At 67.5% G+C, this 10,195-nt stretch carries 6 protein-coding genes; 2 read left to right on the forward strand and 4 right to left on the reverse strand.

Annotated features, from left to right (window positions below):
- Positions 1–1,534, forward strand: a 1,534-nt coding sequence (gene rho / locus ACSAMQ_RS18375; protein WP_435397046.1) for a transcription termination factor Rho, incomplete at its 5' end; no start/stop codon positions are given.
- 860 nt (positions 1,535–2,394) lie between these two features.
- Here the strand turns inward: rho and ACSAMQ_RS18380 are convergent.
- From ACSAMQ_RS18380 to ACSAMQ_RS18390, 3 genes are all read right to left on the reverse strand, one after another.
- Positions 2,395–4,194 (reverse strand): XVIPCD domain-containing protein, encoded by a 1,800-nt coding sequence (locus tag ACSAMQ_RS18380; RefSeq protein ID WP_435397047.1) that lies wholly within the window; start codon positions 4,192–4,194, stop codon positions 2,395–2,397.
- Between the two features lie 315 nt (positions 4,195–4,509).
- A complete protein-coding gene (locus ACSAMQ_RS18385; protein ID WP_435397048.1) occupies positions 4,510–5,385 on the reverse strand; it encodes a hypothetical protein in 876 nt (291 codons plus the stop codon).
- A gap of 10 nt (positions 5,386–5,395) precedes the next feature.
- Positions 5,396–5,716: a hypothetical protein gene (locus ACSAMQ_RS18390; protein WP_435397049.1), complete on the reverse strand. Its 321-nt coding sequence runs from the start codon at positions 5,714–5,716 to the stop codon at positions 5,396–5,398.
- 779 nt (positions 5,717–6,495) lie between these two features.
- Here ACSAMQ_RS18390 and ACSAMQ_RS18395 point away from each other — a divergent pair.
- Entirely contained in the window at positions 6,496–8,328 is a 1,833-nt protein-coding gene (locus tag ACSAMQ_RS18395; RefSeq protein WP_435397050.1) for a monovalent cation:proton antiporter-2 (CPA2) family protein, read from the forward strand.
- 997 nt (positions 8,329–9,325) lie between these two features.
- On the opposite strand, the gene ACSAMQ_RS18400 is transcribed toward ACSAMQ_RS18395, so the two are convergent.
- The coding region (locus ACSAMQ_RS18400) for an ankyrin repeat domain-containing protein (RefSeq protein ID WP_435397051.1) at positions 9,326–10,195 on the reverse strand (870 nt) is incomplete at its 5' end.

Consider the following 10,195-nt stretch of genomic DNA (forward strand, 5'->3'; position numbering starts at 1 on the left):
CCCGGCCGCCTCCGGCGCCGAGAGCGCCGCGCCGCAAGGCCAGGGCCAGGCCCAGGGCACCGACCGCGGCAACCCGCAGGCGCAGCAAGGCCAGCAGCGCGACGCCGGTTTCGACAACCGCGGCGGCAACCGTCGCGACCGTTTCCGCAACCGCCGCGACCGCGACCGCAACAACCGCCCGCAGCAGCGCGATGAAGACGGTTCCTTCGAAAACGGCAACGGCGAGAACTTCGTCCCGCGCCCGCACCCGCAGGTGCCCGAGGGCTTCCCGCAGTACTCGCTCGGCGATCTCAAGCGGATGCCGGCGCCGAAGCTGCTCGACCTGGCCGACCAGCTCAGCATCCAGGAAGGCGTGGCCCGCGCCCGCAAGCAGGACGTCATCTTCGCCCTGCTCAAGGTCCTGACCCGCCACGGCGAAGGCGTCGCCGCCGACGGCGTGCTGGAAATCCTGCCCGACGGCTTCGGCTTCCTGCGCGCGGCCGAGGCCTCCTACCTCGCCGGCCCGGACGATACCTATATCTCGCCGAGCCAGATCCGCCGCTTCAACCTGCGCACCGGCGACCATCTGTCGGGCCGCATCCGCTTCCCGAAGGACGGCGAGCGCTATTTCGCGCTGTCGGTCGTCGACAGCATCAACGGCGAGCCGCTGGAAGCGTCCAAGAACAAGGTCCTGTTCGAGAACCTGACCCCGCTGTTCCCGCGGCGCAAGTTCAAGCTCGAACGCGGCGACGGTTCGACCGAGGACATCACCGGCCGCATCCTCGACCTGATGGCGCCGCAGGGCAAAGGCCAGCGCGCCCTGATCGTCTCGCCGCCCAAGGCCGGCAAGACGATGATGATGCAGCAGGTCGCCACCGCGATCACCCACAACCATCCCGACGTGCACCTGATCGTGCTGCTGGTCGACGAGCGTCCGGAAGAAGTGACCGAAATGCAGCGCACCGTGCGCGGCGAAGTGGTCTCCTCGACCTTCGACGAACCGGCCGCGCGCCACGTCCAGGTCGCCGAGATGGTGATCGAGCGCGCCAAGCGCCTGGTCGAACACAAGAAGGACGTGGTGATCCTGCTCGACTCGATCACCCGCCTGGCCCGCGCCTACAACAATGTCGTGCCGAGCTCGGGCAAGGTGCTGTCGGGCGGCGTCGACGCCAACGCCCTGCACCGTCCGAAGCGCTTCTTCGGCGCCGCGCGCAATGTCGAGGAAGGCGGCTCGCTGACCATCATCGCCACCGCGCTGATCGACACCGGCAGCAAGATGGACGAGGTGATCTACGAAGAGTTCAAGGGCACCGGCAACTCGGAAGTCCACCTGAACCGCCGCATCGCCGAAAAGCGCGTGTACCCGGCCATCGACATCAACCGCTCCGGCACCCGCCGCGAGGATTTGCTGATCGAACCGGAGCTGCTGCAGAAGATCTGGATCCTGCGCAAGCTGCTGCACGGCATGGACGAAATCGGCGCGATGGAGTTCCTGCTCGACAAGATGAAGACCACCAAGTCGAACGACGAGTTCTTCAGTTCGATGAAGCGCTGAGTTTCGCCGGCGCGGTAACGAGAACGCCCCGCGATGCGGGGCGTTTTCTTTTGTGGGCGCGGATGGTTCGCATGTCGGGAAGCGACGCCGGGGTTTGTGGGTTCGGGTTCGGGTTCGCGTCTCGGTCTCGCTTCGCGGTTGTGGCTTTGTGTAGGAGCGACGTAAGTCGCGACCGCGACCTCTCACTCTCGCGGCGGTGGCGGCCGCAGCCTGGACAGGGTAGGAGCGACGCAGCCGCGACCACCATGTCCCGATCTTGCGCCGTCTTCGGTGGCTCCCCTGTAGGAGCGACGTGAGTCGCGACCGCGGGATGCGCAGAGATCGCGGGGCCGCCGTCATCCGAAGAAGCCGCGTGTCCTCGCCAAGGTAGGAGCGGCGCGAGCCGCGACCGCGCCGTTACGGTCTTGCGGCGCGCGGTTCAAGAAACATCTCGATCAAGATCAAGATCAACCCCAGAGCTTCCGCCACTAAAGCGGCGGGTTACTTTCTTTTGTCTAAAGCAACAAAAGAAAGGTAACCAAAGAAAAGTGCTTTGTTTTGAATCACAGGCCCGCACGATCGATGCCGACTCAGGGATCTACATACGGGACATCCCTGTCCCGATGAAAAACGGCCCGCATCCCTACGGGCCGCCCTCCGGGTCTTCGACTGCCTTCGCTAGTGCGAGGCGGCGCACAGCCCAAGCGAACTGCGATGGAATCAAGCGCGGCGATTCCATCCCCTACAGGAGCGGCATCTCTTCAGGGTAGGAGCGGCGCAAGCCGCGACAACGCAGCCTCCGGGTCGCGACGGAACCATCACTTCGTCTCTCGCACAGACCGCATGCGCGATCCGCATGCGGCCCGTGCGCGAACGCTTCCTCAGAACCCGCGTCCGCCGCCCTGGTTGACCTGCACCGCCGGCGCTTCGGCCGCGGCCATCGCGCGCGCGGCGAGCTGGCTGCTGGCTTCCACGCTCTGCTGCGAGGCGGCGGCGACGTCGAGGGTGACCATGCGCCGGGTCGGCGACTGCGGATCGCCCTGCACCGCGAACAGCTTGCTGCCGTCCTTGCTCGCCAGCAGATGATCGACCTGGGTCAGGCCGCCCTCGCGCATGGCCGGCACCAGGGCCGCGGCGAGATTCTTCTGTTGCTGCTCGTTGAGCTTGCCTTGGCCCAGCTCGCTGCCCTGGACCTTGCCGAGTATCTCCTTGTACATGCCGTTGAGCGCGTTGGCGCCGCTGCTCAGGATCGCCGCCACCCGCAGCCCGTCCTCGACCGCGCCGCCGACGCGGTTGTTGTTGCGGTTGGCGACGTCGCGCAGTTCCGGCGGCAACAGATAAGTGCCGCGCTCGCGATCGCCATCGCGATCGCGCACGTAGCGCTTGACGTCCTGCAGCTCCAGGTCCATGAACTCCTTCGCCGAACCCTTGGCGGCCTGCGCCAGCTGCATCGCCTGCTGCGAATTCAAACGGTCCAGGCCGCCGGCGGCGAGCGTGTCGACCAGCGACTCGGGCTGCACCTTCTGCTTGAGGAAGGCGAGGAAGCGCTCGCGGGTTTCCGGGTTCTCGCCGAGCCCGTCGAGGATGCGCGTCGTCGTCGACAAGGCGTTGCCGGCGTCGACCGGCATGCCGGCGATCTGCCGCAGCACCCCGTTCATGGCGCGCTTGGGCTCCATGCCTTCGGCGAACGGGAAGCGCTCGCGGAACTCGTCCCAGCGCGGCGCCAGCAAGGCTTCGCGCGCGCGCTTGATCAACTCGAACGCACCGGCGGCGAAGGCGACGATGGCCGCGCCCATCGGGGCGATGCCGATCAGGCTGCCGACCAGGCCGGCGTTGCGCGCGCCCATCATCAGGGCGACGTTGCCGATGCCGCCGGCGATCTTGAAGCCGCCGTCGAGCAAGTCGAAGGCGGCGTCGACCCGATCGTCGGTGCGCAGCGCCTTGCCGGTGACCGGATCGCGGCCGTTGAACACCCGGCCGGCGTTCTGGCCGAGAGTCTTGACGCCAGCGGTCACGTCCTTGATCGCGCTGTAGCGTTCCAACAGTTTCGCCGCTTCGCGCTCGTGGCCGCTGCGGGTCGCGAATTCCAGCACCGCGCTCATCGCCACCGCGTCGAGCGGGCGCCCGGCGTGGCTGGCCGCGCTGCCGGCCTTGATCGCTGCGTCGATGGCTTCCAGGGTCTGTTCGATGTCGCGGTGACCGCCGCTACGGGCGAGCGTGGTCAACTGCACCATCGCGCCGTCGATCGGCGCCGGCGGCGCCGCATCGCGCTGCGCCGACCAAGTCTTTGCATAGCCGACCAGCGAGGTCTGCAATTCGGCCGGCACCTCGACCGCATAGCCGTGGAACGGCGGCGACACGCGGCCGTCGGCGCGGGTTTCGCCCGGGTGCAACTTCCAGCTCAGCGCGGCCTGCGCGAGCGCGCCGCCGGGCGCGCCCGCCGCGGCTACGGTGGCTTCGAGCGTGTCTTCGTCGACCACCTCGCCGTTGCGCTGCAAGGCGTCGGCGACGATCGCCCGCAATACGGTGTCGCGCGACCACTCGTCGTCGGCGGGCAGCAACGCGGTGTAGCCCGAGGTCCCGTCCTGCGCGGCCGGCTGCCCGGCGTACCAGCGTGGCGGTTGGATGGCGCCGGCCGGCGTGACACCGCCGCCGGGATTCGAATCGACTGCTGCATTCATATGCACTGCTCCTTGTCGGTGACCGGGTCCCCTAGAACCCGGCCGCCCGCGGCCAGGCCGCCGGCGGACCCGCATCATGCCTCTCGTTCAGCTTCCAGGGCAATTCGGTACCGGATGGAGCAGCGACGGTGGCCGGCAAATCGGTCGGATAAGCATTGCCGGCGGACAGAGCCGAATCCCGCCGGCCGACGGACGGCGTCCGCGTCCCCGCCCGGGACCAGTCGGCGAGAGAGGGGCGGCAAGCGGGCCTGCGCGAATCCCGATCACCGACGGACCCGCGCCGAAACGCGGGCCCGCCGGGGCAAAGCCTGACGATCAGGGATACAGCGTGTACTGCAATACCGGTGCGACATCGACGAGCACCTGAAACACGCTCTCGCCCGATGCCTCACCGCAGGCCCCATTACTGCAGGCGGAGACTCGATAGCGGTAGATGCCCGCCTGCATGTCCACGGCGGTCCAGGCGTTGGCGGGGCCGCTGTACACCCGGCTCCACGAGTTGTCGCCGGCGCTGCGTTCCAGCACGTAGTTGTCGGCGTTCGGCGAGGCGTTCCAGGTCACGGTATGGGTCGGGGCGACGAGGCTCGGCGCGACCGGAGGCAACGGCGGGGGTGGCGGGGTCGATACCGCGATGCCCACGATGCCCGAGTACACCTCATGGGCATTGGTGATGAGCTTGACCCGATAACGGTAGTTCGCCGGTGCGGCCAACTGCGCCGTCCAGTTGGTGCCGTAACCCTTGTAGCGCTCGGTCCAACCGCCGCCGTCGACGCTTTGCTCCAAGGCATAGCGGGCCGGTTCGGGCGTCGACCAGCTCACCGTGTGGTCGGCGCCGTTATTGCTGCGCACCGGTTCGTAGATCGTCGGCGGCGGAGGCGGCTGGGTCGGTGGCTGCGTCGGCGGTGGGCCCATATCCTTGTAGCAGACCACAGTGGCCGAGGCCTGAAACACTCCGCCGTATTCGTACCAGGTATAGCCTAAGGTCCGGCAATTGAAATAGCCGGCCTGATTGCCCCGGGACTTCGCTGCGGCGATCGCCTTTTCGATCGCTTCGGTGTGGCCGTAGCCGCTCGCGCCCGCGAAGAATTCCATCGGAACCGGATCCGACGATTGCGCGAATACGACCTGCGGCGTCGCGACCGCGAGACAGGCGCTAAGACTGAGGGCACTCAGCAAGATCGTTCTGGTCATGTCGTCATGCTCAGTTCGTACTCGCCACGGCGGTAATCACCGGAAAGCCCTGCTGATCGCAGCCGTTGATATGCACCTGGACTTGCTTGTTGGAGGCATGCGCAGACACCAGCAGCGCGTAGATTTCCTTGAACATCGGGCTGCCCTGACGGATCAGAAAGAAGTCGTTACGCACACACCCCTCGGGATTGGTCATGGCCTGGTGACGCACCAGGACGCCGTCGTGCGCCGGCCAGACCTGCACTTCGGTAATTTTTCCGTGAACGGTCACGCCGGCCTGGGCGGCAAAAACGGACAGGCACAGGCTTGCGGCCATGAAGAAACGACGCATGAACTTCTCCTTGAATTGATGAGGCGACGCGGTCGACCGCGTCCACGCACGAGTGGATGTGAGTACCCGGGATGCGGAGCTCATCCGGGACTCGATGAAACGACCCATGGCTCCGAGGTGATGGAACAACGCGCGGCTCCCCGCCGGCGGCCCCGCATCATGCCGCTCGTTCAGCTTCGTGTGCAATGCAGTGTCGATGCGCCGTCGCCGCAACCGGGATGCCCGATCGCGAAAGGATGGATCGGGGCCGCCGCACTATCTGAGCCGGCCCACGGACTCGCTTCCGCCCTGCCGATCCTGCGCGGCGAAAGCGCGATCGCCACGCAACTGCTCTTCCCAACCCGGCTGGCAACCGCTCAGCCACAACACCGTCAACAGCACCAGCAACGATCGCATGATGAACCTCCCTGTTTGAAGACGGACTGCGCTCCTGCGCGCCGCGGACGCTTCGATGCGGCCGGCGGCTCGTCCGTCATTGTGATCGGCAGCTCTCGCACAGACTGCGATTGAGTATCGCGCAAGCGGACGGCCGCACAGGGGCAGCCGGGCGATGGACGCCGGCGGACGGGTCCGCAACACCCGGCCCCGTGGCGACGGAACGATCCGAAACGGGAGGTTTCAGCCGCCATCGTCGCCGCGGCGATTGAAATCCGGGCAGCGAGCAACCATTGCAAAGTCCCGGCGTCATCCTGCTCCGCTACGCAGCGTTGCGTAGACCAGCGCGGATGCGATCGTCGCAGCCCCGGCGTATCGCGCCATAATCCCAGCCGGAGGTGCTCATGCACGGTGGCGGTCTCGAACTCGCGTTGTTGTTCCTGCTGGCCGCGGTCATCGCGGTGCCGGTGTTCCGTCGTTTCGGCCTGGGCGCGGTGCTCGGCTACCTGACCGCGGGCGTGGTGCTGGGGCCCTACGGGGTCAAGGTGATCCGCGACGCCGAACCGGTGCTGGCGGCCTCCGAAATCGGCGTGGTGATGATGCTGTTCGTGATCGGCCTGGAGCTGTCGCCGGCGCGCCTGCGGGTCATGCGCAAGCCGGTGTTCGGCGCCGGCGGCCTGCAGGTGCTGCTGAGCGGCCTGGCGCTAGGCGCGCTGGCGATGTTCGGCGGCCACATGGGCTGGAAGGCGGCGACCGTGGTCGGCCTCGGCCTGGCCCTGTCCTCGACCGCGGTCTGCCTGCAGCTGTTGTCCGAACGCAAGAGCCTCGCCACCGACTACGGCCGGCTCGCCTTCGCGATCCTGCTGTTCCAGGACCTTGCCGCGATCCCCCTGCTCGCGGCGATTCCGCTGCTGGGCAAGGCCGCCGCGGTCGAGGGGCTGAACTGGATGGCGGTGGCCAAGGCGGTCGGTGCGATCGCCGCGGTGGTGTTCGGCGGCCGGGTGCTGCTGCGTCAGGTGTTCCGCGTGGTCGCGCGCACCCAGATGCCCGAGGTCTTCACCGGCGCGGCCCTGCTGACCGTGCTCGGCTCGGCCTGGATCATGCAGATCGCCGGCCTCTCGGCCGGCCTCGGCGCCTTCCTCGCCGGCGTGCTGTTGGCCGATTCGGAATTCCGCCACGAGCTCGAATCGCAGATCGAACCGTTCAAGGGCCTGCTGCTCGGCCTGTTCTTCATGGCCGTGGGCATGAGCATCGACCTGCAGCGGGTGCTGGCCGAGCCGGGCACCATCGCCAGCATCGTGCTGGTGCTGCTGTCGGTGAAGTTCATCTTGTTGTTCGCAGTCGGCATCAGCGCCGGCGGGCTGGAGAAACGCGGGGCGTTCCAGCTGGCGACGGTGATGTCGCTGGGCGGCGAGTTCGCCTTCATCGTGTTTAACGAAGCGGTCAAGGCCAATCTGCTCGACGACCCCACCCGCGACCGCCTGATCGCCGCGGTCGGCGTGTCGATGGCGCTGACCCCGCTGCTGATGATCGGCGCCCAGCGCATGCTCGACGCGGCCCCGGCCGAGAAGCCCAAGCGGCCCTACGACGACATTCCCGACCACCACCCGCAAGTACTGATCGCCGGCATGGGCCGTTTCGGCCAGATCGTCGCGCGCCTGCTGGTCGCGCACCGCACCCCGTTTATCGCCATCGAGAACAGCGCCGAGCAGGTCGACTTCATGCGCCGCTTCGGCAACATGATCTATTACGGCGACCCGGCGCGGCCCGAACTGCTGCGCTCGGCCGGCGCGGCGCAGGTGAAGATCTTCGTGATCGCCATCGACGACCGCGACAGCGGCATCCGCACCGTACGCACGATCCGCCGCCTGTACCCGAAGGCGAAAGTGTTCGCCCGCGCGCGCGACCGCCGCCACGCCTGGGACCTGATGGACCTCGGCGCCGAACCGATGCGCGAGACCTTCCATTCCAGCCTCAAGCTCGGCGAGGACGTGCTGGTCGAACTCGGCGTCGCCCCGGAGACCGCGCGCGATCATGTCGAACGCTTCCGCGAGCTCGACGAGCGCATGCTCAACGCCCAGTACCTGGTCCACGACGACGAAGACGCGCTGATCCAGAGCGCCCGCGATGCGCGCAAGGAACTGGAAGAACTGTTCGACGCCGACCGGGGCGAAGGCATGCTCGCCGACATGGTCGAGAAGCAGGGGCCGGTGCCGGAGCATGTGACGAGGCATTGAGCGGTGTCGGCGGCGCGGCGCTCGGAATACGCGCGGCGCACCTACCGGTGTGCTTCGAAGCTATCGCTGTAGGAGCGACGTGAGTCGCGACCGCTGGACGCGCAGAGATGACGAGGCCGTCGTCATTGGCTAGGCGGCGGGTTATCGCCAGGCAGGAGCGGCGCAAGCCGCGACCGCGATCTCTCGACTCGCGTCGAATGGGTAGGACTTTTGCAGGAGCGACGTGAGTCGCGACCGCGACGGTTCGGTCTTGCGGGTTCGCTATCCAGCAAGATCTACATCAAGATCAAGATCAAACCCAAAGCTTCCGCCACTAAAGCGGCGGGTTACTTTCTTTTGTCTGAAGCAACAAAAGAAAGATAACCAAAGAAAAGTGCTTTGTTTTGAATCACCAGCCCGCACGAGTGATGCCTGCGCGGTGATTTTTCATACGGGACATCCTTGTCCCGATGAAAAACGGCGCGCATCCCTGCGCGCCGCCCTCAGGGTCTTCCATAGCCTTCGCGAGTGCGCGGCGACGCACAGCCAAAGCCAAAGCCAAAGCCAAAGCCAAAAATAGGACCTGGCGACGCCAGCATCCCCTGTAGGAGCGACGTGAGTCGCGACCAAGGAACGCGCTGAAACCACAAGGCCAATGCGCTCCATCGAAGCCGCTTGCTTTCGCCGGGGTAGGAGCGGCGCAAGCCGCGACCGCGAATCTGCGGCCGGCGGCGCAGGTCAACGGGGTTGCGCGGTCGCGGCTTACGCCGCTCCTACAGTGGTCAGATCGCAACGTCGTTGCCGTTGCCTTGATTTTGATTTGCCGCTCTGACGGTCAAAAGAAACGCCGCAAGGGGAAGCGGCGCGGTCGCGACTTGCGTCGCTCCTACCCCGCGACGGTTCACGGCTTCGATCGGTGACGACTGCGATGCGATCTCTACGCGTTCCTTGGTCGCGGCTCGCGCCGCTCCTACCCTTGCAGCCGGCAACCTCGGCCAGATGCGAGACGGGCCCGAACTCAGCCGCCCGGCCCGCGCAGGAACCGCGCCATCGATACGTTGCCGCCGTTGCCCGGCGCCGGCGGAGTGAACTCGGCGGCGATGTCGATGAAGCCGCGCATCACCGCGATCTCGCGCGGGGTGCGGTTGAGCGCATCGCGCATGTCGGGGTTGGCGCCATGGCGCATCAGGCGCTGCACCACCCGCAACAGGCCGTGCAGCGCGGCCAGGTGCAGCGGGCCGAAACCGCGCGGGTCCTGGACGTCGAGCGAGGCATCGTGGTCGAGCAGCAGTTCGAGGCCGGCGATCAGCACGTCCTCGTCGGCAGCGGTGCCGGGTTCGGCGCGCGCGCCCAGCAGCAACAGCAGCGGGGTCGCACCGGCGGCGGACTGGTCGGCGTCGACGCCGGCCAGCAACAAGGTGTCGAACAAGGCCACCAGGCGGCTGCGCTCGCGCGCGGTGAAGCCGAACATCGCCGCGCAATGCAGGGCCATGCGGCCTTGCGCGTCGCGGGCATGGACGTCGGCGCCGGCGGTCAGCAGGCGTGCGGCCAGGTCGGTCAGGCCGAGCGCGCAGGCGACCATCAGCACGGTCAGGTCGCCGGGCAGGCGCTGCTCCAGCGAGGCGCCGGCGGCGACCAGGCGGTCGACGATTTCGGCGTGGCGCATGCTGACCGCGGCCGACAGCGGGGTCGCACCGGAATGCGCGGCGAGTTGCGGATCGGCGCCACGCGCGAGCAGCAGGTCGACCACGGCGCGATGGCCGCCGCCGGCGGCGCGCAGCAGCGCGGTGCAGCCCTGGCTGTCGAGCGCATCGACCGGCAAGCCGAGATCGAGCAGGCGGCGCACCGCGTCGGCGTCGCCGACGATGGCCGCCGCGGGGACGTCCTG

Source organism: Lysobacter sp. 1R34A (assembly GCF_051217035.1).
GTDB lineage: Bacteria > Pseudomonadota > Gammaproteobacteria > Xanthomonadales > Xanthomonadaceae > Lysobacter.